Origin of the sequence: Roseburia hominis (genome assembly GCA_040702975.1) — a bacterium.
GTDB classification, from domain to species: Bacteria; Bacillota; Clostridia; order Lachnospirales; family Lachnospiraceae; genus Allocoprococcus; species Allocoprococcus hominis_A.
This window is the reverse complement of record CP159990.1, coordinates 1,666,038-1,688,039: the sequence shown is the minus strand read 5'-3', so window position 1 is coordinate 1,688,039 and position 22,002 is coordinate 1,666,038. Positions and strand designations below refer to the sequence as shown.

The window sequence follows — 22,002 nt, the reverse complement described above, 5'->3', positions numbered from 1 at the left end:
TGCTCAACTATTTTGCTGCAACTGCTGCTTTAATCTGCTTGGTCAGTTCCGGAACGATCTTGTTTAAGTCGCCTACGATACCGTAATCAGCCACATCAAAGATCGGAGCGCTCTCATCTTTGTTGATCGCGATGATCAGATCAGACTCCTCCATACCGGCTACATGCTGGATTGCTCCGGAGATACCGATTGCGAAGTATACCTGCGGACGAACGGTCTTTCCAGTCTGTCCTACCTGCAGATCCTTCGGCTTCCAGCCGTTATCTACTACTGCACGAGAGCAGCTTACCTCTCCGCCGAGAGCTGCTGCCAGTTCTTCAAGCATTGCAAAGTTTTCCGGAGAACCAACTCCACGTCCGCCGGATACCAGAATCTTGGCGTCCATAATATCAACTGTCTCAGATACGGATTTGACAATATCCATGATCTCAACATATTTATCATTCGGCACAAATCCCGGATTGTATTCGATCACATTTGCCTTAGCTCCTTCAATCTTCTCGATCTTCTGCATAACGCCCGGACGAACGGTCGCCATCTGCGGGCGGTTATCCGGACACGCGATCGTTGCGATGGTATTTCCGCCGAATGCAGGACGGGTCATCAGAAGCTGGTTGTGCTTCTGCTCTTTGCCCGGTACCGGGTTAAGCGGAAAATCACCGATCTCAAGCTGTGTACAGTCTGCGGTAAGTCCTGTTGCCACTCTTGCGGATACTCTCGGTCCAAGGTCACGTCCGATTGCGGTAGCGCCTACCAGCATGATCTCCGGTTTGTATTCATTGATCACAGAAGCCAGTGCATGTGCGTATGGCTCTGTTCTGTACTCTTTCAGCTGCGGATCGTCTACTACGATCACTTTATCTGCGCCGTAAGCTGCCAGCTCATCTGCAAGGCCTATTACATCGGAGCCAATAAGAACGGCTGCCACTTCTGCGTCTAAATCTGCTGCAAGGTCTTTTGCCTTTCCAAGTAACTCAAATGCGATGCCGCTTAATTTGTTGTCTACCTGTTCAGCAAAGACATATACTCCTTTATATTCTTCTAAATTCATCATATTCACCACTTTTCCTTATTATTAAACGATATGTTTCTCTGTCAGTTTGCCCATGAGGTAAGAAACTGCTTCTTCCGGATCAAGTACAACCTTCTCTCCGGCACCTTTTCTTACTTTGTCAGATGCTTTCGCGATCTTTGTCGGAGATCCTGCAAGACCGATATTGGCATCATCAAGGTCTTTAAGGTCTGCTCTGCCCCATGTGGTAATCTCTGCGTCACATGCATCGAAAATTCCGCCCGGTGTCATGTAACGTGGCTCATTTAATTCAGAAAGGGCTGTGATAAGACACGGCATCTTCGCTTTAAGTACGTGGTATCTGTCCTCGAACTGACGCTGAACAATCACGCTGTCGCCGTCAATCTTGATATCCTGCGCATAGGAGATAACCGGAATATCCAGATGCTCGGAAATCTGAGGTCCTACCTGAGCGGTATCTCCGTCGATTGCCTGACGTCCGGTGATGATCAGGTCATATTCCAGGTTGCGGATCGCCGCTGCGATCGTGCTGGAGGTTGCCCAGGTATCAGCTCCGCCAAGAACTCTGTCTGTTACAAGGATTGCTTTGTCTGCGCCCATAGCCAGCGCCTCGCGAAGCACATCTGCCGCTTTCGGAAGTCCCATTGTCACTACGGTCACTTCTGCTCCATACTGATCTTTTAATCTAAGCGCTGCCTCCAGGCCTGCCTTGTCATCCGGGTTCATAATTGCAAGCATTGCAGCTCTGTTAAGTGTACCGTCCGGGTTGAACTGAACTCCTCCCTTAGTATCCGGTACCTGTTTTACACAAACAACTATCTTCACGATTCGTACCTCCCTATTTCAATAAGTTTCCAGAAATAACCATGCGCTGAACTTCTGAAGTTCCTTCGTAGATCTCTGTGATCTTAGCATCACGCATCATACGCTCTACATCGTACTCACGGATATATCCGTATCCACCAAACAACTGAACCACCTCTGTGGTAACAGCCATTGCTGTCTCTGCCGCGAACAGTTTTGCCTTTGCAGCCTCAACAGAGTAGACCTTCTGGGTCTCTTTTGCCTTTGCAGCTTTATAAACCAGCATCTGTGCAGCCTCAATTCTGGTTGCCATATCAGCCAGCTTAAACTGTGTATTCTGCTGCTGGGCGATGGTACGGCCAAACTGTTTTCTTTCTTTTGTATAAGCGATCGCACGGTCAAGTGCACCTTCTGCGATACCAAGTGCCTGAGCAGCGATACCGATACGTCCGCCATCCAGCGTATGCATAGCGATCGGGAAACCTTTTCCTTCCGGTCCCAGGAGTGCATCCTTCGGAATTCTGCAGTCTTCAAAAATCAATTCATAGGTAGAGGAACCGCGGATACCCATCTTCTTCTCCTTGGTTCCGAAGGAGAATCCCGGCGCTCCCTTCTCAACGATGAATGCGGAGAAGTTTTTCTTCTTTCTTCCTCTCTTATCCTCGGTGATGCTTGTAATCGCAATTACGATGTAAACATCTGCCACTTTACCATTGGTGATAAAGCATTTTGATCCGTTCAGAACCCACTCGTCTCCGTCGAGAACTGCCTTTGTCTGTGCGCCCTGCGCATCCGTGCCGGCACCCGGCTCTGTCAGAGCAAAAGCTCCGAGCTTCTCTCCTGTAGCAAGCGGTCTTACATATTTCTGCTTCTGTTCTTCCGTACCATAGGTCAGAATAGGATCGATACAAAGAGAAGTGTGTGCAGATACGATAACGCCTGTCGTTGCGCAGACCTTTGAAAGCTCCTCTACACACATTACATATGTAAGCGGATCGCATCCCTGTCCGCCGTATTCCTTCGGTACCGGGATACCCATAAATCCGTATTTTCCCATTTTTTCTACTGTGACTGCCGGGAATTCTTCTGTTTCATCTGTTTCCTGAGCCAAAGGCTTTACTTCAGCTTCAGCAAAATCTCTGAAAAGAGTTCTCGCCATTTCGTGTTTTTTATCTAATCCGAAATCCATTTATTCTTCCTCCATGACTATATTCTAAAACAAATGCCGGGCCAAAAGGACAGTCTTTTGGCCCCAACATCTAAATGCCAGTTCTACATTGCATCAACCGGTGTCTTGGTGCGGTCTGCGTTATATACATAGAATCCCTTTCCGCTCTTTGCGCCAAGGTTGCCGCCGCGAACCATCTTGCGGATCAGCGGGCATGCACGGTACTTGCTGTCGCCCGTCTCTGCGTAAAGTACATCCATAATGGCAAGGCAGATGTCCAGTCCTATGAAATCTCCCAGTTCCAGAGGTCCCATCGGATGATTTGCACCCAGCTTCATAGCTGCATCGATACCTGCGATATCAGAAACACCTTCCATCTTGATGAAAGCAGCCTCATTGATCATTGGGATCAGGATACGGTTTACAACGAAGCCGGCAGCCTCATTTACCTGTACCGGAGTCTTGCCGATCTCTTCAGCTATCTTCTTGATCGTCTCAACAGTCTCAGCCGGTGTATTTACGCCTGCGATCACTTCAACCAGTTTCATACGGTCAGCCGGATTGAAGAAATGCATACCGATCATCGGACGGGTCAGGCCGTTTCCAATCTCAGTGATGGAAAGACTGGAAGTGTTAGAAGCAAATACACATTCCGGTTTTACGAGCTTGTCAAGCTCTGCAAACGTTGTTTTCTTTACTTCCATGTTCTCGAAAGCAGCCTCAACGATCAGATCACAGTCTGCGCAGAGATCTTCTTTGAGTCCCGGAGTGATCTTTGCAAGGATAGCATCTACAGCTTCCTGTGTCATCTTACCCTTCTGTACCAGTCTGTCATAGCCTTTCGCGATCTTAGCTTTTCCGCCTTCTGCCCACTCCTGCTTGATATCGCAGAGTGCTACTTCGTATCCCTCAACCTGGGCAAATGCTTTTGCGATGCCCTGTCCCATGGTTCCTGCACCAATAACTCCTACTTTCATTGTAATTACCTCCATTATTTTTTATTTGTATGATTAACAGTTTTTAAACGGAACAACTTTTAATTTCTTCTCTTTGTCCTTCTCAAGGAAGTTGCCCATTCCTGCCTTCTGGTCCTCTGTCTCGAAGCAGTCACCGAAAAGCTTCTCCTCGATCACGATCGCTTCGTCCATGTTCACTTCCAGGCCTTCGTTAATTGCCTTCTTGCAGTTTCTGACTGCGATCGGAGCATTCATAGCGATTCCTGCTGCCATCTTCTTTGCTGCAGGTATCAGCTCTTCAAACGGGTAAACCGCATTTACAAGGCCGATTCTGTATGCCTCGGCAGCCTTGATATTTCTTGCTGTATAGATCATCTGTTTTGCCATCCCAGGTCCGACGATTCTCGCAAGTCTCTGGGTTCCGCCAAATCCCGGCGTGATTCCAAGACCAACCTCCGGCTGACCGAACACTGCATTTTCTGAACAGATTCTGATATCACAGCTCATGGAGATCTCGCAGCCGCCGCCGAGTGCAAATCCGTTAACAGCGGCGATCACCGGAATCGGGAATGTTTCCAGTTTACGGAATACATCATTTCCCTTCTTGCCAAATGCTTCGCCTTCTGCTTTTGTCAGTGTGCTCATCTCGCCGATGTCAGCGCCTGCAACAAAGGACTTCTCTCCGGCGCCCGTTAAGATCAGGCATCTTACAGCGTCAAGGTCCACACTGTCTAAAGTCTCGTTAAGTTCGTCCAGCACGGTGCTGTTAAGAGCGTTGAGTGCCTTCGGACGATTAATGGTAATGGTTCCAACCATTCCCTCTACTTCGTATGTAATGAATTCCATAGTTATTCTCCTCTTTTTAATTACATGCAAAACGTTCCGTTCCCTGCCGGCAGATATCTGACAAGTCAATCTGCCGGCACCAAAGGACCGGAACCAAATTTTCAAAGAAGTTCAAAAACCTCACCAAAATAAGGTCCACCGGACCTTATTTCAGGTATGCATGGCAACTAAGTGCTTATCTTTCTACGATGGTAGCACAGCCCATTCCGCCGCCGATGCACAGAGTTGCAAGACCCTTCTTAGCGTCTCTCTTTATCATCTCATGAAGCAGAGTTACAAGGATACGGCATCCGGAAGCTCCTACCGGATGTCCAAGTGCGATAGCGCCGCCGTTTACGTTTACCTTGCTCATATCGAACTCAAGGTCGTGGGCTACTGCCAGAGACTGTGCCGCAAATGCCTCGTTTGCCTCGATCAGGTCCATATCTGCTACGGAAAGTCCTGTCTTAGCCATAACCTTCTTCGTTGCTGCAACCGGTCCTACACCCATGATGGACGGATCTACTCCGCCGAGTGCTCCTGCCACCCATGTTGCCATCGGGGTAACGCCCAGTTCTTTTGCTTTCTCCTCGCTCATAACAACGATCGCTGCTGCACCGTCATTGATAGAAGAAGCGTTACCTGCTGTAACGATACCGTCTTTCTTGAACGCCGGGCGAAGTCTTGCGATTCCTTCTGCGGTCGTTCCCGGACGCGGTCCTTCATCTGTATCAAAGATGATGGTCTCTTTTTTCTTCTTCACTTCTACCGGAACGATCTCGTCTTTGAATCTTCCGGATTCGATTGCTGCGCATGCCTTCTGCTGGCTTGCCGCTGAAAATTCGTCAAGCTGCTGTCTTGTAAGTCCCCACTGCTCTGCTACGTTCTCCGCGGTGATTCCCATGTGGTAATCGTTGAATACATCCCAAAGTGCATCATTTACCATGGTATCTACCATCGGTGCATTTCCCATTCTATATCCATAACGAGCATTCTTTAATGCATATGGTGCCATTGACATGTTTTCCATACCACCTGCTACAACGATATCTGCATCCCCAGTCTGGATCATCTGTGCAGCCATGTTCACGCAGTTCAGACCAGAACCACATACCACATTAATGGTAACTGCCGGAGTCTCGACCGGAAGACCTGCCTTGATGGAAGCCTGACGAGCAACGTTCTGTCCGAGACCTGCCTGGATTACGCAGCCCATGTATACATGATCTACCTGCTCCGGAGCAACTCCTGCTCTCTTCAAAGCTTCTTTGATAACGATAGCGCCCATTTCCGGAGCCGGAGTTGTGCTAAGTGATCCTCCCATACTTCCGATTGCTGTACGGCATGCACCTGCTAACACAATTTTCTTTGACATCTTTTTTTCCTCCTTTTTCATGTCGTTTTGGTAAGTGTCATATGCTAATGCTTATCTCCCTATTAGGATTATATGTAGGTCGTCCTGATAAATGACGTCCTCTAAGGTTTACTATACTCCAGCCGAAGGCATTTGTCAAATATTTATCAATCCTTTTATAAACTTTTTATAATAATAAGGAAAGATTCAAAATCGGTTTTATATTGACCTTTTATTAGTATAGTGCTAAACTAATGATTGTTAAAAAATTATTTATTCAAATATAACAAGAGGGTGTGAAAATGAGTAAAAGTTTTGATGAATTAATTTCCAAAGCAAATGGCAAAGCATTAAAAACTGTCTCCGTATCCAACGCGCAGGACGAGCCGGTGCTCATGGCTGTCAAGGCTGCAAAGGAGCGCGGCATCGCCGATGCAATCCTGGTAGGCGACGAGGCGAAGATCCGTGAAATCGCTGCTTCCATCAATATGGACTTAAGTGATTACCGTATTATTAACGAACCCGAGACCGAAGCTGCAGCACTTAAAGCTGTCGAGCTGGTACATAACGGAGAGGCAGACATTCTTCTCAAGGGACTTCTCGAGACCAAGACCTTCCTTAAGAGTGTTCTGAACAAGGAAGTGGGACTTCGTACCGGAAAGATGATGTCTCATGTATGCGTATTTGAGATCGAAGGCATCGACCGTCTCCTCTTCTTTGCCGACGTTGCATTCAATACTTACCCGACTTTGGAGGAGAAGGCAAATATTATCCGCAACACCGTGGAAGTCGCACACGCCTGCGGCATCGAGTGTCCGAAAGTAGCGCCTCTTTGTGCAGTAGAGAATCTGAACCCGAAAATGCCGCCTACCGTTGACGCCGACGCGCTGACAAAGATGTATGAGAACGGCGAACTTACGGGCTGTGAAGTATACGGTCCGCTTTCCATGGACCTTGCCATCGACCCGGAGGCAGCCGTACATAAGGGCGTGAACAATCCGGTCGCAGGACACGCCGATGTTCTTCTGTTCCCGAACATTGATGCAGGAAATATTACCTATAAAGTAGTAGTAAGAACCGCAAAGGCAAAGAACGGCAACGTTCTGGTCGGAACCAGCGCACCGGTGGTACTCACCTCACGTTCCGATGATTTTGAGACCAAGCTGAATTCCATCGCGCTTGCGGCTGTTATCGCAGGTTCCATCACTGATTAGAGGAGGACATATCCATGAGCTATAAGATTTTAGTCATTAACCCAGGTTCCACTTCCACCAAGATCGGCGTCTATGAAGATGAGACCCTGTTATTCGAGGAGACGCTCCGCCATTCTACGGAGGAGATTTCTCAGTACGCTACCATCGTTGACCAGAAGGATTTCCGTAAAAAACTGATCGTGGACATTCTGGCCGCCAACAATTTTGATATCAAAAGCCTAAACGTAGTCGTAGGGCGCGGCGGCCTCTTAAAGCCGATCCCGGGCGGAACCTATACGGTATCCGACGCCCTTTTAGAAGACTTAAAGATCGGCAAACAGGGCCAGCACGCCTCCAACTTAGGCGGTATCCTTGCCCGTGAGATTGGAGATGAGATCGGAGTTCCTTCCTATATTGTAGACCCGGTCGTAGTTGACGAATTAGAGCCGGTGGCCAGATATTCCGGTCTTCCGGAGCTTCCGAGAGTCAGCATTTTCCATGCGCTGAACCAGAAGGCCGTGGCAAAACGTTATGCAAAAGAACAGGGCGTCCCCTATAACTCTCTTCGCCTGATCGTCGTACATATGGGCGGCGGCGTGTCCATCGGCGCACACAAATACGGAAAGGTCGTAGATGTGAACAACTGCCTCCACGGCGACGGTCCTTTCTCACCGGAGCGTTCCGGAAGCCTTCCGGTCGGAGCTCTCGTGAAAATGTGCTTCTCCGGAGAATATACACAGGCAGAGATTTTAAAGAAGATCAACGGAAAGGGCGGCCTGAACGCTTACCTTGGCACCAACGATATGCGCCAGGTGACACAGATGGCCTTCGAGGAAGGAAACGCCGAGGCAGAAAATGTATTCCACGCCTTTACCTATCAGGTATCCAAAGAAATCGGCGCTATGGCTGCTGTTCTTGACGGAAAAGTTGACCAGATCATTCTGACCGGCGGTATCGCATACGGCGCAAAGGTCGTGGAGGAAATCACTGCCAAGGTCGGATTTATCGCACCGATCACCGTATATGCAGGTGAAGATGAACTCCTTGCCCTGACCCAGGGCGCTCTTCGCGTGATGACCGGGGAGGAAGAGGCACTGACCTACTAAACTGTCATAAAATTACTTCTTTAGAAATATGATAAATACTATCAACAGTCCTCAAAACTGCTGGTAGTATTTTTTTACATACTTTTCCCCAAATTAATATTTCTCATTTACATTTTCATGATATACTTTTAAAATAAAAGTATATACTATACAGAACACGGAGGAATCACTTATGCCAGCACAATATGCGCATGACCGTTTCGGGGCTTTGACAGCCCGGCAGCTGACGGGAGATCTAAAAGAGATCGTCAGAAAATACTATCCGCAATTCAGGATCGGACTTCAGGGGCCGGATATCTTCTTTTTCTACCGCGCCTACAAGGATAACCGCGTGGTGCGCTACGGAAATCACCTGCACCACGTATCCGCTCTTCCTTTTTTCAGGCACGCACGCAAAGTCGCAGCCAAATACGGGCGCGACAGCCATCAGTACGCCTACCTTCTGGGCTTCATCTGTCACTATATTCTAGACAGCGAATGCCACCCGTATGTGGCGGAGATGATGGAGAAAACCGGGGTCGCACATCTGGAAATCGAGGGAGAATTCGAAAAATTCCTGCTGTATATGGATGGCAAGAACGCCGTTTCCTACCCCTTGGCCCGGCTTATACCTACCGACGACGATACCGTGGAGGCGATTCGCCCGTTTTACAATGATATTCACCCCAAAATCGTAAAGAGATCCCTCAAGGATATGAAGCTGGTCCGCAGGGTCTTTCGTGCTCCCTGCCCGGTGAAGCAATGGTTCCTGAACACAGCCATGAAAATCGTCGGAAAATATGATACGTATAAAGGGCTGATGCTCCAGCGCAAGGACAACCATAAATGCGATGAGGCCGTCTCCGGTCTTTTTGACCGCCTGGTCAACGCGGTGCCGGTCGCTGCGCGCATGATAGCCAGCTTTGATGAAAGTCTACAAACAGGAAAGGATTTGGACGAGCGCTTTGACCGCACGTTTGAATAGGGATCGATATGGAGAATAATAAACTGACCAAACTGGAAAAATACTGGATACTTTATGATGTAGGAAACTCGGCATTTATTCTGCTGGTGTCCACCATCATTCCCATCTACTTTAATTACCTCGCAGGAAACGCCGGAATCTCAGAGGTGGATTATCTGGCGTATTGGGGATATGCGGCCTCCGTTTCCACCGTGCTGGTGGCGATCATCGGTCCGGTGCTCGGCTCGATCGCAGACACCCGGAATTTCAAAAAGCCTCTGTTCACCATCTCCATGATGGTCGGAGTACTGGGCTGTGCCGCCCTGTCCTTCCCCAAATCATGGATCCTGTTTCTCGCCGTATTCGTAGTTGCCAAGGTGGGCTACAATTCCAGCCTGATATTCTATGATTCTATGCTGACAGACGTGACCACGGCGGAGAAAATGGACACGGTCTCCTCCCACGGCTACGCCTGGGGTTATATCGGAAGCTGCGTTCCTTTTATCATCTCTCTGATCGGAGTTCTGATGTACGACAAAATCGGCATTACCATGTCTGCGGCTATGATGTTCGCCTTTTTCCTGAACGCGGCGTGGTGGCTGATCGTGACCATTCCCCTTCTTAAGAATTACGAGCAGACCTATTATGTGGAAATGCCAAAGCACCCGATTCGCGGCAGTTTCTCCCGCCTGGGCGCAACACTTAAGGATATCAGGGGACAAAAAAATATTTTTATGTACTTGCTGGCATTTTTCTTCTTTATCGACGGCGTTTATACCATTATTGAAATGGCGACCGCATACGGAAGCGCGCTGGGGCTTGACACACAGGGACTTCTGCTGGCGCTCCTCGTGACGCAGATCGTTGCCTTCCCCTGCGCACTTGCATTTTCCAGGTTCTCCAAAAAATACGAGACGGACTCGCTGATCAAGGTCTGTATCATCGCCTACACGGGAATTGCACTGTTTGCCATTCAGCTTGACAAACAGTGGGAATTCTGGCTGCTCGCCGTCCTCGTGGGCATGTTCCAGGGCGCGATCCAGGCACTTTCCCGCTCCTATTTTGCCAAGATCATTCCTCCGGAAAAATCCGGGGAATATTTCGGAATCTATGATATCTGCGGTAAGGGCGCATCTTTCCTTGGCACTACCTTAGTCGGCGTGGTCGCTCAGATCACCGGAGTTGCCAATGCGGGAGTCGCCATCATCTCCGTGATGTTCATCATTGGATTTGTGCTGTTTGGTAAAGCGGCACGGCTGAACAGGGAGCGAAAGTAGCATTTACTTGATTTTTTGTAATTTTTTTCAATTTTTCCCATTTTTTTAGATAAAAATATGGAAAAACTCACAAAAAAATTGTATAATATAATGCATAAATATGAAAGAGAGGGTTCACTATGAAGCAAAACAGTATGTTAGCGATGATTCTGGCCGGTGGGCGTGGAAGTCGTTTACATGATCTTACAAACAAAGTAGCCAAACCCGCCGTTTCCTATGGCGGAAAATACCGCATTGTCGATTTTCCCCTTAGCAACTGTGCAAACAGCGGAATAGATGTTGTTGGAGTATTGACCCAGTATGAGTCCATCCTGCTTAACAGCTATGTAGCAGCAGGACGCCGTTGGGGCCTTGACGCAAAAGATAGTGGTGTATTCGTTCTTCCACCGCGTGAAAAAGCGGATTCCAATCTGGACGTATACCGTGGAACTGCAGACGCGATTTCTCAGAACATCGACTTTATCGATACCTATTCACCGGATTACATCTTAATTCTTTCCGGCGACCATATTTACAAGATGAACTATGACAAGATGCTCAAATATCATCAGGAGCACAACGCAGACGCTACCATCGCGGTTATCGAAGTTCCGATGAAGGAAGCAAGCCGTTTCGGTATCATGAATACGGACGAGAATGAGCGCATCGTAGAATTCCAGGAGAAACCGGCTGAGCCGAAGAGCAACCTGGCGTCTATGGGTATCTATATATTCAACTGGAAGATGCTCAGAAAGATGCTTCTGGCAGATATGAAGGATCCGGATTCCCACCATGACTTTGGTAAGGACATCATTCCACAGCTCTTAAACGACGGCAAGAGCCTGTTCGCTTACAAGTTCAAGGGTTACTGGAAGGACGTAGGAACCATTGATTCCCTCTGGGAGGCAAACATGGATCTTCTGGACAAGAACAACGAGCTTGATCTTAGCGATCCGACCTGGAAGATCTACACCGAAGATGTTACTTCACTGCCCCACTACGTAGGACCGGAAGGAAGCGTTGAGAATGCATTTATCACACAGGGCTGCGTGATCGACGGAACCGTTAAGAATTCCGTATTATTCACCGGAGCAAAGGTCGCACCCGGCGCAAAGATTATCGACAGCGTACTTATGCCTGGCGTAGTTGTTGAAGAAGGTGCGGTTGTTCAGCGTGCACTGGTTGCTGACGGCGTAAAGATCGGCAAACAGGCGAAGGTTGGAAATGCTAATAGCGAAAACATCGAACTCGTAGCAAAACGTGTAAAGGGGGTTGAATAATATGGCAAAAGCATTTGGAATCGTAAAACCTTCCAGCAAGAACATCTGGGTGGAAGGACTTGAAGAATACCGTACTATCGCCGCTTTTTCTTTCCTTGGAAGATATCGGCTCATCGACTTCCCGATCTCAAACATGAGCAACAGCGGAATCGAGCGCATTCAGGTATATGTAAGAAGAAAACCGCGTTCCCTGGCAGATCATCTCGGAACCGGACGTCACTATAACATTAACTCCAAGAGAGGCCGTGTACAGATGCTCTTCTCTGAAAACAGAACAGAGCATGATATCTACAATGTAGATATGGCTGCTTTTGCAGAGAACCTGGAAAGCATTGAGAGAATGCACTATGAGTATGTGGTAATCGCCCCCAGCTACATGGTATACACGCAGAACTTTGATGAGTTGCTGAACACACATATTGAATCCGGCGCAGATATCACCATGCTGTACCACTCTGTTGATACTGCAAAAGAAGCCTTCCTTGGCTGTAACATTCTGGAACTGAATCGTCAGAAGGGTGTACTTTCTATTTCCAAGAACCGTGGAAATGCAAAGAACCGTAACATTTTCATGGACACCTATGTAATGAAGAAAGACCTGTTTATCGAGTTGATTCATAAAGCACGGAAGATTTCTTCTATGTATTCACTGTCCAACATCGTGAACGAAGTTTCTGATGAACTGGATATCCGTGGCGTTTCTCATCGTGGATATTTTGCTTCTATTACAGACTTTAAGAGTTATTACGATGCAAATATGTCTCTGATTGACTACAAAGCCGCACAGAATCTGTTTTCTGAGGACTGGCCAATCTATACACGTACCAACGACTCCTGTCCGACCCAGTATTTTGCAGGTTCCAAGGTAAGCTCTTCCGTAGTATCCAACGGTTGTAAGATTGAGGGAACGGTTGAGAATTCCATTATCGGACGTGGCTGTACGATTAAAAAAGGCGCGGTTATTAAGAACAGTGTCCTTCTGCCGGATAGTGTTGTCGGAGAAGGCGTGCATGTAGAGAATATAGTGGTTGACAAGCATGCGAAGCTGATTCATGCAAAAGAGATTATTGCTACTCCGGAAGAACCCGGATATATTCACCGCAGGGATAGTCTGTAGATTTTAGAATGAATTAGGAAATGAGCCGTCTTTAAGGCTATTAGAAAGAGACTGGATGGGAGACTCCTATCCAGTCCTTTTTAATACTACCTTTTCATTATGCTTTATATTGAAGAAAACATCAAGTGGAATAAAGTAAAATTCCTAAGAGAGCTGTCACACAAGACAGCACCCTTATCCTCCATTATTTTTCCTCAAACGTGAGTGCTCCTGTCAGACAGGCGCTTACGCAGGCCGGAAGTCTTCCTTCTTTTCTAACTTCCACACATCCGTCACATTTTTTCACCTTCCGGCTTAGATCCAGTGAAATTACCTGATTCGGGCACACAGCCATGCATTTTCCGCAGCCATCGCATTTCTCCGGGTATGTAAGCACAAGACCTGTCTCCTCGTCCCTGTACAGCGCTCCCCTGTCACACTCTTTGATGCAGCGCCCGCAGTGGATACAGCCGGGACAGACATTCTTCTGAAACCCTTCCTCCGGCACCGTGATCTTCCGGATACTGCGAAAGCTTTGCGCTCCTTCCTCCTCCGGTCCGTAGTGCGCGCTGATGCAGGCCACATAGCACGCAAAACAGCCCACACATTTTTTCTGGTCAAATTTAATCCGTCCGCTCACTTTTACTCACCTGCCCTCTCTATTCTGCAAAAGTATCCCTTGAAGCCCGGAAATCCCGAGATTGGATCCAGATAATCCTTATCGATCAGCTCATTGGCATCTCCTTTGGCGTTGCCATGATAAATATATACCACGCCCGGGTTTCCTGAAATATTATAAGCTGCCGTTCCCTCCATCTTTCCTGCCGGCGAGATCACTCTGACACGCGCCCCGTCCTCAATCTGATATTTTTCTCCATCAGCCGGGTGCAGCTCTATCATTGGTTCCGTCTCGATTCCGGCAAGCCATGGCAGCCGATACAGCCGTGAATGAAAAAACTGTGGTTTTCTGCTGCCGGTATTTAAGATCAGAGGGTACTCGCCTCTTATCTCCTTCGCCGTCTCTCTATAATCACGGTAGACCGGGAGTCCATCATACCCATTTCTCTCCAACACAAGAGAGCGAAGCTCCACCTTCCCCGACGGGGTATCAAACGGCTTCGACTCATACGTTTTCACTGCCGGCGGAAAGATCACCCTGCCCGGCATTCCTTCCGGACTCTTCTTAAGCTCGCTAAGATTCAGCCCCGATGGTTTCAAAATATGCTCCATATACGCCTCATATCCATTTTCCAGCGCCTCGTCATGAAGCTGCATGCGCTTTAGCACCTCAATGATGATCTCGATATCGTTCTTTGCCTCGCCCAGCGGCCTGACTGCATGGTTGGAGAAATAAAATCTGCCGCCCCGAAGCGCACGCACCTCGTCACGCTCAAAGCTGGTACTTGCCGGGAGGATCAGATCTGCCGCATCTGAGGAATCGGAGAGGAAGAAATCTATATTCACATAGAAATCCAGTTTTTTAAGAGCCTCCTTCAGACGCTCCGGCTGCGGCCACATACGATGGTTCAGGCCCATAGCAAAAATAGCCTTGATCGGATACGGTTCCTCACCCAGAATATAATCTGCCAGCCGGCTGCACTGTGCCTCCTCGCAGGACAGATCGAACCACACTGGGAAGTCCTTTTGTCCGATGGCCTCTTCCATATCAAAACGTTTGACCCTGCCAAACTCATTTGCAGGAGATGCCGGCCCCGGCCGGCTCCTGTTTCCTCCCTCAATATCATAATTCCCGGTGATGGCACAGAGCGCAAATACGGCACGATAATTCTGTACCCCGTTAATATGATGCACGATCGGCGACGCGGAAAACATGATCGCCGCAGGGCCCGAAGAAGCATAGGTGACTGCCGCCTTTCGAATCAATTCCGCAGGAACCCCAGTAATCTCCTCCGCTTTTTCCGGCGAAAATTCTTTTACATACTCCGCATACTCTTCAAAACCATACACATATTTTTCCACAAATTCCCTATCATAGAGCCCCTCCTCTATAATCACATGCCCCATGGAAAGTGCAAGCGCTCCGTCCGTTCCGGGAATGAGCTGCAAATGGATTTCTGCATCATGCGCGGTCACGGAATGTCTGGGGTCCGCATCGATAATATGTACGCCTCGTTTTTTCAGCCCCTGATACATGCTGCTCATCGGCGTATTGGTATGATATAGATTCGAGCTCCAAATAAGCACCGTTTTCGCATGCGCAAAATCCGGCGGACATATGCGGTTTCCAAACACGGAGCGCCAGGCCAGAGCTGCCGCCTGAAAACAGGTGCTCGACTCTGTGCAGTAGTTTGGAGAACCATAGGCGTTGGCAAGCCGTAGCAGTGCCGGCCTGTTCCATTTCGGGTATCCTGTATAAAATACGGTATGCTTCGCCCCATACTCCTCCCGGATCCGAAGCAGGTTCTTTGCAATCATATCATAGGCCTCGTCCCAGGAAATGCGCTCAAATTTTCCTTCTCCCTTTTCTCCTGCACGTTTCATCGGATACAGAATTCTCTCTTTATTGTAGAGGAACTGCGCTGCGGCCGCTCCCTTTGCGCACACTCCGCCTCCGTCCGGCGTCATTCGCCCGAAGCCCTCTATGGAAATCATTTTTCCATCCTTCACATGTGCATTTACCATACATCCGCTGCCACAAATAAAGCAGCTTGTTTTTACAATCTTCTCTTCTGACACTTGACACCCTCTTTTCTCAACCTTGAATCTTCCCCTAGTTGACCAAGATGAAGGTCCCCCGGACCTTCACTTAGGTATGCTTGGCAACCAAGATGAAGGCCCACAAACCTTCTCTCAGGTATGCTTGGCAACAAAAATCTCTCCGTACTTTACACTCTTCGAATCTATCACTCCGACGGAAAAATCATACAGTCGGAGAACACTCTGTCATACCCCGGAGTCTCCGCCAGTTCCATATATTCCATACTGGCAGCCAGTTCTTCCATCTGTTCTTTTACTTTCCGTGACATCAGCGTCATATAAGCACCGGTTTTCGATGAATTTCCGACATACACCAGCTTATCCGGTGCAATCTGCGGCAGTATTCCGGTCCGAATCAGTGACTCGGCGGGAAGATGCGCGCCGAATTGCCCTGCAATCATCACCTTATCCAAATCTTCCACCTTGATTCCTGCCTTTTGCAATAGTGCCGTGATGCCGGATAAAATCGCACCTTTGGCAAGCTGCACCTGCCGCACATCATCCTGAGAAACAATAATCTCGGGGACCTCCGAAATGACCAGTTCTCTCTTCGTACCGTTCACCCGGATCAGCGGATAACGGTAATCCTCTTCTGCTAACCTTTCCTTCTTTATGAACACGCCCGTTTTCTTCACCAATCCGGTCCTCAAAAGCTCTTTTACAGCCGACAGGATTCCGCTTCCGCAGAGCCCGGCCGCCTCCGCTTTTGTCTCCTTCTGCCCTATCACCGTATACTCTACGCCATTTTCCCCGATTGTGATATCCTCTATCGCCCCCTCTGCCGCACGCATGCCGCAGCTGATATTCATTCCTTCCAGAGCCGGTCCCGCCGCGCAGGAGCAGCAAAGCAGCCGCATGCCCGCCGCAAGCACGATCTCCCCATTGGTTCCGATGTCAATGAACAGTACATTTCCTTTCTCATTTTGCAGATTGCAGACATAAGCTCCCGCCGTTATATCCGCACCGATATAAGCCGACACGTGAGGGAGGCAGTATAAATCCGCGCCTTCCCCAGCCGCAAGGCCGATCTCTGCCGCTTTCAGGTACTGCGCTTCCAAAAACTCCGGCTGATACGGCGCTCTTCCGATCGACCTTGCATCTACGCCCAAAAGCATATGCATCATCGTACAATTCGCAGCCACGTCAATCTCCCGAATCTGGCTGCTTCCTATTCCCGCTTCCCGGCATACCTCATCGATCATGGAATTCAGAGAGTTCACGATCGCTTCTTTTAGTTTCTCTGCCCCGTCTCCGGGATTTTCATATTCATATGTGATTCTGGTAAGCACGTCCAATCCGTAGTGCTTCTGCGCATTGATCATCGACGCATCTGCGATCTCTTCTCCATTCGTCAAATCCACCAGAGATGTCACCACCGTAGTGGTACCGATATCCACCGCAATGCCATAGCCTTCTTGGCGCAGCTCCCTGTCAAAATCCGGCACATAGCCTTTGGTAAGAACCTTATGCTTCCGCTCTTTTTCCAGGAGCTCGATTTCAACCCTTCCCATAACCTTCGCAAGACAGGACAGCCGGATTCCCTCTTTTTGCTCATCAGGCGTCAAATGTTTTCTTTCTGTTTCCGTTACCGGAGAAATGTCGCCCGCCAGAACCCTCACCTTACATTTTCCACAAATTCCCTTCCCGCCGCAGGGGTTATTCACAAATACTCCTGCGGTAAGTAGGACCTGAAGCAGATTACTTCCTTTTTCGCAGGAAATTTTCCTTTTGCCGGACCTGATCTGTATTTCTGCCATATTCTCTCTCCCAAACTCTCGTTTTTACTCCTCTTTCAGCGCTTCCAGAATCGCCTGTACATTTCCGATCGGCGACTTCATTCCCAGACCGCAGGCCGGGGAAATAATATCCGATCCGCTCTTCACACAATGATTGGTCAGTGCCTTCACCCGGTCAGGATCTCCAAATTCCAAAGCATAGGTACTTACATTTCCCATGAGCACCCGGCTTTCCAGGTGCTCTCTCGCCTCTTTCATAGGCACGATCGAGTCGAAACTCAGCGCACTGGAGTGCATTTCCCCCACCTCGGCATAGACCGGGCTCATCTGACCGCAGATGTGAACGATCGTCCCAAGTTTTTCTTCCTGCAACGCATCTAACAGCTTATTAATATAGGTGACCGCAAATTCCCGGAAATGCTTCGGTCCCAGAATCTCCCCCGTCCCGCTGGGGTCGGAGATGGCGATTACGTCGGCACCCGCCTCGATCTGCGCACGACCAAATGCGATGAGCTGTTCTGTGACAAATTCCATATATTCATGCGCCTGCTCTTTTTTCTTGCGTAGCTCCTTGTAAAATGTCACCGGCTCCATGAGGGAGCTGGCCGTACTGACCGGCCCAGTGAGATTTCCCACGATCGGCACCCCGCTCGTCTCCTTTTTCAAAATACGGATGGCCTCCAGCACGACCCTCGCACGGCCTGTACCGAGATGAACGTCCACCGGACGTTCACTTAGGCATGCTTGGCAACCGAGATGAACGTCCACCGGACGTTCACTTAGGTATGCTTGGCAACTTAAATCGACCGGGCGGAGCTTCTTATAATCCACAACAGAATCGATCGCATAGCCGACCACATGCGGTTCATAGACCCGGGAGCCCAGATCTACCTTTGCCCCCATTTCTTCTGCCTCCACAGTCATGCAAAAAGGCACTCCATAATTTTCAAAACAGCCCTCCTCATACACGGCTTTCGCAAGTGCCGCCATCTGTACCGGATCCGTATGTGCCTCCGGCAGATACACCCCGACTCTCTCCATTAAATCCGAGGTGATCATATTCATCATGCCTCCCGGACAGATGCAGGCCGGTCTATCCACCTTCTGCCCCTCAAAAATTAACTTTAATCTTTCTTTTGGCGTTATCATCATTTCCTCCTTGCGTTCAACGCTATACTAACACGATTTCCTTAAAAATTCTGCTTTCCAAACGGTAATTTATATTCTTAATACATGTCTGCCCCGCTATCTTCACGGTCCCCTTCATAGAAAGGCAGGCGTCCCCGTACCGCATCGGTTCCGCAAGCAGCCTGTCCCTGAACGTCAGCATTCCAAGTCCAAGCAGTGCAAATGTCGTTTTCGGGCAGAGGAGAAGCATCGTATTCTCGTCTGCAATCTGCCGGGCCTTCTTCAAAAAGTCCCTCGTAAAACCCTCCGCCACCTGCCGCACCATATGAGGTCCCAGAATACTGACACTGCCGGAAGAATCCGCATAGCTGATGAACTCAGCTCCATAGCGCTTCGCCTCCTCCATAAAGGCAAGGATCTGTACTCCCAATTTCCAAAAGACCTCTTTTACAAGCTCTGGTTTCTTCTTCATTCCTTTGAATACATATTTTGCATCAATTAACACATTCAGTATCGTAAAGGGACCCGACACCTCAAGCACCACATGCTCTCCTGACTCTTTCAGCATTTGGCATGCAAGGAGCACCTCATGGATTCGTCCGCTGCCAAAATCAATCGCAGGCAGCGCAAGCACTTCCTCCAAAGAGTTACATACATATTCCTTTGCCCTCGGCCCTGCCACTGCGTCTCCATACTGAATACTCCCGCCCATGGCCTCCGCTTCCACTGTATGACAAAAAGGCAGCTCACAGAAAGCTGCCCCGTCATACTGTTTCAGTGCCTTTGAAAGCTCTGCCATAGTCCCGGCGTGAAGATAGGCATCAGGAAAAGAAAGACCCAGCCTCCCCGCCACATCGCCATAAATCCCGATTGAATTATCGTACGTACAATGAAAATCTCTGATTTCTCTCATTTCATCACCCTGACTTGCCGACATCGCATACGCTAATACAACATTTCGCAAATAACTAGACCAAATCGCTAGTGTGGTCAGTACACTAGACGGCTCCGACCAGTTTCTTTGCAAACTCCACTGCCTCGGCGGCAGACCGGGTATAACCGTCCGCCCCGATTTTCTCAGCAAAAGCCGGAGATACCGGCGCGCCGCCGATCATCACCTTCACCTTATCCCTAAGTCCTTCCTCTTTGAGCCTCTCGATTACCGTTCCCATTCCCGGCATCGTTGTCGTCATGAGGGAAGACATACACAAAATATCCACATCGTTGTCACGCACATAGTCCACAAATGTGTCCAGCGGAACATCGCGCCCCAGATCATGCACGTCAAAGCCGCCCGTCTCCAGCATGATCCTGACAAGATTTTTACCGATATCGTGGGTATCTCCCTCTACCACACCGATAACGATCTTACCAATGCCGGCGCCCACCGCATCCGGAAGGTATTTCTGAAATTCCTCAATTCCGGCATACATCGCATCTGAGCACACGATCAGCTCCGGCACAAAATATTCGCCCTCCTCGTACATCTCGCTCGCACGCTTCATTCCATCTACCAAACCGGAAAGCATACCCTCCTTGGGATCATATCCGCAATCAATATATTCCCTGACTACGTCCACGACCTCCTCGTCCTCCATGTCAAACACGCAGTCCGATAATTTCTTCAGAAGTTCTTCTTTCCCTTTCATAAGTCATTCCTCACTTTCGACATATGTTTCCTCTTATATACCCAAGGGCAGCCCGTATGGTCATTAGACCGTTTCACAAGGTATCCTCCCCTCAATCTCCCGGTTCACTCTATTCCGCAAAGCGATCAGATACATATCCGATTTCGGATAACGCCTAAAGGTCAGAGGCTCCGCCAGTTCACCCTCGATCAGCTCCATCACGAACTCTCTGCTGGTAAGTGATTCCAGATACTCAAGAGCACGCAGATCCGTAAGTGCCTCATAATGCACCATCATACGGATTGATTCCTCCGGATGGCCGTCGGCTCCCGGATATACCAGGAACGGATCGCCTGACGGGAAGGCATTTCCCGCATCCGTCACTTCATATGGGTTAATATGCTCAATCGAATACTGTGTATTATAGAAATTGTATCCCCAGTGCAGGATACCGATAATCTTATATTTATAGAGCTGTACCCCGTAAATGCGGTTTCTCGCAGACGGCATGGACATGAACCGGTTGCTCACCTCATAGAACTGTCCGGTACAATAATAGGTCCACATATCTGTAAGCCCGTGTTCCAGGAACTCCTCAATCTCATTATTCCCCGGAACCGGCTTATCTATCAATCCGTGACGATAAAATTCATAGCTGGACAGGGCATCAAAGGTGTGGAAACCGTCCAGCATATGTCCCAGAGATTCCTTCGCCGCCTTAAAACTCTCCAGATGTTCCTCCCTCGGCTCATCGGAAATATGAAAATACGTCACTTCCGCAATTCCCCACTCCTTCAGCTTTGCGGTAAGCTGCGGCAGAAAAGTCTCAAGGAATCTGGTGTATTCTCCCACCGCCGGCGTATGCCAGCCAAAGATCTTCTCCTCTTTTCCGTCCACATTCGCCACCACCTTGGGCGCATACTTTGCTCCCCACTGAGAAAACAGATGAGACATTTCAAAATATTCCACGCCACACTCCCTGCAAAGGTCGATCCAGCGTTTTACCTTGTCGAATCCGATGAGGTACTCCCCGTCCTTCACGGTCACTTCTACGAGCTGTGTAGTCGTCCTTTCCAGCCCTACCGCCGTGTCAAGGGGCGAGGTAAATAACGGGACCAGCATCATATTACAGCCTCTGTCCACGGCTTCTCTGAAGCAATTTTCCACTAATTTCCAGTGTTCTTCAGAAAATACATCAACGTGGTAGTAGTCCGCCAGACAGTCGGCATGAATCCATTCTGTATGCATGATCTTCTGCTTCGGAAGCACTGCGCCGATCACGGTTATCCTGGCCGTGGCATGGCACACCACCTTCTCCTCTTTGATTAACTGAAATTCAATCTCATACTCTCCCGCCGGAATCTCTTCCGTCAGCTTCACGTCCACCCAGATGCTGCTCCACTGGTGAGAGCGGACGATCACCTTTCCATCTTTCAGATCCCTTAACAGATCCGGATAAAGACCGGACTGAGTTCTCAAATAGTTGTCATCTACGATTCCGTTCGTCGCGCGTCCCACCGGCACCTGCTCTACGCTCCGCAGACGGATATTCTTCTCAATCGGCGACACAACTTTGAAATCCAGACGTTCGCGCATGAAAAAATCACCCGTATACGCGATCTGAAACGATATCGTTTCTCCCCAAAGACCGCTCAAACGCACACATTCCGGCTTGTACACCGGGACCTCGTCCGGAAATACTTTCTCCAGTGAACTGAGTACCTTCATCTCATATTTTATCTCTCTTTCCGCTCTCATCAAAACTTCATTCCTCCCTT

General features: G+C 48.9%; 19 protein-coding genes. 6 read left to right on the top strand and 13 right to left on the bottom strand.

Translation table 11 applies throughout. The features are described from left to right. Window positions 1–7: 7 nt before the first annotated feature. From ABXS75_07910 to ABXS75_07885, 6 genes are all read right to left on the bottom strand, one after another. Entirely contained in the window at window positions 8–1,051 is a 1,044-nt protein-coding gene (locus tag ABXS75_07910) for an electron transfer flavoprotein subunit alpha/FixB family protein (GenBank protein XCP87109.1), read from the bottom strand. Window positions 1,052–1,075: 24 nt separating this feature from the next. After that, a complete protein-coding gene (locus ABXS75_07905; protein ID XCP86705.1) occupies window positions 1,076–1,858 on the bottom strand; it encodes an electron transfer flavoprotein subunit beta/FixA family protein in 783 nt (260 codons plus the stop codon). A gap of 13 nt (window positions 1,859–1,871) precedes the next feature. Further along, on the bottom strand, window positions 1,872–3,026 hold the full coding sequence (locus tag ABXS75_07900) for an acyl-CoA dehydrogenase (protein ID XCP86704.1): 1,155 nt from the start codon (window positions 3,024–3,026) through the stop codon (window positions 1,872–1,874). Window positions 3,027–3,109: 83 nt separating this feature from the next. Further along, window positions 3,110–3,982 (bottom strand): 3-hydroxyacyl-CoA dehydrogenase NAD-binding domain-containing protein, encoded by an 873-nt coding sequence (locus tag ABXS75_07895; GenBank protein XCP86703.1) that lies wholly within the window; start codon window positions 3,980–3,982, stop codon window positions 3,110–3,112. Window positions 3,983–4,015: 33 nt separating this feature from the next. Beyond that, complete coding sequence (locus ABXS75_07890) at window positions 4,016–4,807, bottom strand: enoyl-CoA hydratase-related protein (protein ID XCP86702.1); 792 nt, start codon at window positions 4,805–4,807, stop codon at window positions 4,016–4,018. Between the two features lie 175 nt (window positions 4,808–4,982). Continuing rightward, window positions 4,983–6,161 (bottom strand): acetyl-CoA C-acetyltransferase, encoded by a 1,179-nt coding sequence (locus tag ABXS75_07885; GenBank protein XCP86701.1) that lies wholly within the window; start codon window positions 6,159–6,161, stop codon window positions 4,983–4,985. 281 nt (window positions 6,162–6,442) lie between these two features. Between ABXS75_07885 and ptb the strand changes: the two genes are divergently transcribed. The 6 genes from ptb to glgD all read left to right on the top strand — a co-directional run bounded on the left by ptb (window position 6,443) and on the right by glgD (window position 13,035). Beyond that, on the top strand, window positions 6,443–7,354 hold the full coding sequence (ptb, locus tag ABXS75_07880) for a phosphate butyryltransferase (GenBank protein XCP86700.1): 912 nt from the start codon (window positions 6,443–6,445) through the stop codon (window positions 7,352–7,354). Between the two features lie 14 nt (window positions 7,355–7,368). Further along, complete coding sequence (gene buk, locus ABXS75_07875) at window positions 7,369–8,439, top strand: butyrate kinase (protein XCP86699.1); 1,071 nt, start codon at window positions 7,369–7,371, stop codon at window positions 8,437–8,439. 172 nt (window positions 8,440–8,611) lie between these two features. After that, complete coding sequence (locus tag ABXS75_07870) at window positions 8,612–9,403, top strand: zinc dependent phospholipase C family protein (protein XCP86698.1); 792 nt, start codon at window positions 8,612–8,614, stop codon at window positions 9,401–9,403. A gap of 8 nt (window positions 9,404–9,411) precedes the next feature. Then, window positions 9,412–10,659, top strand: coding sequence for an MFS transporter (locus ABXS75_07865; protein ID XCP86697.1), 1,248 nt, complete (start codon window positions 9,412–9,414; stop codon window positions 10,657–10,659). Between the two features lie 119 nt (window positions 10,660–10,778). Further along, a complete protein-coding gene (locus ABXS75_07860; GenBank protein XCP86696.1) occupies window positions 10,779–11,918 on the top strand; it encodes a glucose-1-phosphate adenylyltransferase in 1,140 nt (379 codons plus the stop codon). Window position 11,919: 1 nt separating this feature from the next. Further along, window positions 11,920–13,035 (top strand): glucose-1-phosphate adenylyltransferase subunit GlgD, encoded by a 1,116-nt coding sequence (gene glgD / locus ABXS75_07855; GenBank protein ID XCP86695.1) that lies wholly within the window; start codon window positions 11,920–11,922, stop codon window positions 13,033–13,035. A 184-nt stretch (window positions 13,036–13,219) separates the two neighbouring features. Here the strand turns inward: glgD and ABXS75_07850 are convergent, their stop codons facing one another. The 7 genes from ABXS75_07850 to ABXS75_07820 all read right to left on the bottom strand — a co-directional run bounded on the left by ABXS75_07850 (window position 13,220) and on the right by ABXS75_07820 (window position 21,982). Beyond that, entirely contained in the window at window positions 13,220–13,654 is a 435-nt protein-coding gene (locus ABXS75_07850) for a 4Fe-4S dicluster domain-containing protein (GenBank protein ID XCP86694.1), read from the bottom strand. 2 nt (window positions 13,655–13,656) lie between these two features. After that, complete coding sequence (locus ABXS75_07845) at window positions 13,657–15,711, bottom strand: molybdopterin-dependent oxidoreductase (GenBank protein ID XCP86693.1); 2,055 nt, start codon at window positions 15,709–15,711, stop codon at window positions 13,657–13,659. 167 nt (window positions 15,712–15,878) lie between these two features. Continuing rightward, complete coding sequence (locus tag ABXS75_07840) at window positions 15,879–17,489, bottom strand: ASKHA domain-containing protein (protein XCP86692.1); 1,611 nt, start codon at window positions 17,487–17,489, stop codon at window positions 15,879–15,881. A 24-nt stretch (window positions 17,490–17,513) separates the two neighbouring features. Next, entirely contained in the window at window positions 17,514–18,617 is a 1,104-nt protein-coding gene (locus ABXS75_07835) for a methylcobamide:CoM methyltransferase MtbA (GenBank protein XCP86691.1), read from the bottom strand. Window positions 18,618–18,639: 22 nt separating this feature from the next. Further along, window positions 18,640–19,509 carry a uroporphyrinogen decarboxylase family protein gene (locus tag ABXS75_07830; protein XCP86690.1) on the bottom strand — a complete coding sequence of 290 codons (870 nt, stop codon included), beginning with the start codon at window positions 19,507–19,509 and terminating at the stop codon, window positions 18,640–18,642. An 85-nt stretch (window positions 19,510–19,594) separates the two neighbouring features. Then, window positions 19,595–20,245: a corrinoid protein gene (locus ABXS75_07825; GenBank protein ID XCP86689.1), complete on the bottom strand. Its 651-nt coding sequence runs from the start codon at window positions 20,243–20,245 to the stop codon at window positions 19,595–19,597. Window positions 20,246–20,308: 63 nt separating this feature from the next. Beyond that, complete coding sequence (locus ABXS75_07820; GenBank protein XCP87108.1) at window positions 20,309–21,982, bottom strand: DUF4091 domain-containing protein; 1,674 nt, start codon at window positions 21,980–21,982, stop codon at window positions 20,309–20,311. Window positions 21,983–22,002: the final 20 nt, after the last annotated feature.

Bases quoted from the DNA above. Each gene is read 5' to 3' on its own strand.
- ABXS75_07885 (XCP86701.1), bottom strand. From the start codon at position 6,161: ATGTCAAAGAAAATTGTGTTAGCAGGTGCATGCCGTACAGCAATCGGA.
- glgD (XCP86695.1), top strand. From the start codon at position 11,920: ATGGCAAAAGCATTTGGAATCGTAAAACCTTCCAGCAAGAACATCTGG.
- ptb (XCP86700.1), top strand. From the start codon at position 6,443: ATGAGTAAAAGTTTTGATGAATTAATTTCCAAAGCAAATGGCAAAGCA.
- ABXS75_07865 (XCP86697.1), top strand. From the start codon at position 9,412: ATGGAGAATAATAAACTGACCAAACTGGAAAAATACTGGATACTTTAT.
- ABXS75_07895 (XCP86703.1), bottom strand. From the start codon at position 3,982: ATGAAAGTAGGAGTTATTGGTGCAGGAACCATGGGACAGGGCATCGCA.
- ABXS75_07820 (XCP87108.1), bottom strand. From the start codon at position 21,982: ATGAGAGCGGAAAGAGAGATAAAATATGAGATGAAGGTACTCAGTTCA.
- ABXS75_07830 (XCP86690.1), bottom strand. From the start codon at position 19,509: ATGAGAGAAATCAGAGATTTTCATTGTACGTACGATAATTCAATCGGG.
- ABXS75_07900 (XCP86704.1), bottom strand. From the start codon at position 3,026: ATGGATTTCGGATTAGATAAAAAACACGAAATGGCGAGAACTCTTTTC.
- ABXS75_07825 (XCP86689.1), bottom strand. From the start codon at position 20,245: ATGAAAGGGAAAGAAGAACTTCTGAAGAAATTATCGGACTGCGTGTTT.
- ABXS75_07890 (XCP86702.1), bottom strand. From the start codon at position 4,807: ATGGAATTCATTACATACGAAGTAGAGGGAATGGTTGGAACCATTACC.
- ABXS75_07840 (XCP86692.1), bottom strand. From the start codon at position 17,489: ATGGCAGAAATACAGATCAGGTCCGGCAAAAGGAAAATTTCCTGCGAA.
- ABXS75_07870 (XCP86698.1), top strand. From the start codon at position 8,612: ATGCCAGCACAATATGCGCATGACCGTTTCGGGGCTTTGACAGCCCGG.
- ABXS75_07910 (XCP87109.1), bottom strand. From the start codon at position 1,051: ATGAATTTAGAAGAATATAAAGGAGTATATGTCTTTGCTGAACAGGTA.
- ABXS75_07860 (XCP86696.1), top strand. From the start codon at position 10,779: ATGAAGCAAAACAGTATGTTAGCGATGATTCTGGCCGGTGGGCGTGGA.
- buk (XCP86699.1), top strand. From the start codon at position 7,369: ATGAGCTATAAGATTTTAGTCATTAACCCAGGTTCCACTTCCACCAAG.
- ABXS75_07835 (XCP86691.1), bottom strand. From the start codon at position 18,617: ATGATAACGCCAAAAGAAAGATTAAAGTTAATTTTTGAGGGGCAGAAG.